A 910-nucleotide genomic window follows, 5' to 3' on the forward strand; every position below is an offset into this window, starting at 1 on the left:
GCGTGGAAGATCCATCTTTCGACGAGCAATTAGTCGTAACGGATACACGAGCAGATGCTAAAAATGGTTGGCGTATGACCGCATCTTTATCTACACCGATGCGCAACAGTGAAGGACAAGAATTGGTTAATGCCTTGCGCTATGTAAATCAAGGCAAAGAAACGATTCTAAATCAGAATGCGCAAATAGTGTATACCAATACGAAAGGCATTTCAGGTAGCTATGCCATTAGCAATGATTGGGGAACTACCGCCAATACAGATGGAATCAAACTCCAAATCAATTCCTCTGATACGGTATATAAGGGAGACTATGTCGGCGTCATTACATGGAAAGTGATGGCAGGACAACCATAAAAGGAGAGAGGAAAATGATCTATACACGCATTATCTTGTTCGGCTGTTCTCTGCTTTTGTGTGTGGGTACAATAGCTTCTGGACCCATTGTCCAAGCAAGAGAAGGGGGCGGAGGCCAAGTAAGTATTAATGGTAAGATATCGTTTCATGAAGAAACAACCGAATCCAGTGGTTCTGCCAACATAGAATCTAATTCAGAGCCCCAAACTAAACCGAGAGGAAAATGGTTTCCCAATACCGGAGAAAAGATTCGAAAGTATAGCTTGATTGGAGGCGGATTGATTCTCTTGGCATTCCTCATACTCTTTTTGCGCAAGCGTAGAAAGGGGGGACAGAAATGAGATTTACACATCAAATTTTTTTAGTCTGTGCGGTTGGATTAGTGGTTAATACTAATACGTTGGCTCTGATTGCTCACGCAGCCCCAAATACGTTGAATCAATCGGGAAACGTATCTGTTGAAGGGAGCGTAGTGACGAATCCAATCGACCCTGAAAATCCAGGAGTACCTATTGATCCAGGACCAGGTCCGTCCACAGAAGGACCACTACGTA

Annotated in this window: 2 protein-coding genes and 1 pseudogene; all 3 read left to right on the forward strand. The window is 43.6% G+C overall.

Going from position 1 to position 910, the window contains the following annotated elements; genetic code table 11:
• Window positions 1–356, forward strand: a 356-nt coding sequence (locus BCR22_RS10940) for a WxL domain-containing protein (protein WP_205634366.1), incomplete at its 5' end; no start/stop codon positions are given.
• A gap of 14 nt (window positions 357–370) precedes the next feature.
• Window positions 371–697, forward strand: coding sequence for an LPXTG cell wall anchor domain-containing protein (locus BCR22_RS10945; protein WP_069654929.1), 327 nt, complete (start codon window positions 371–373; stop codon window positions 695–697).
• Window positions 694–910 (forward strand): annotated as a pseudogene (locus BCR22_RS10950) (hypothetical protein); the annotation flags it as partial. The gene BCR22_RS10945 and the pseudogene BCR22_RS10950, both read left to right, overlap by 4 nt.

Source organism: Enterococcus plantarum (genome assembly GCF_001730295.1).
Classification (GTDB): domain Bacteria; phylum Bacillota; class Bacilli; order Lactobacillales; family Enterococcaceae; genus Enterococcus_L; species Enterococcus_L plantarum.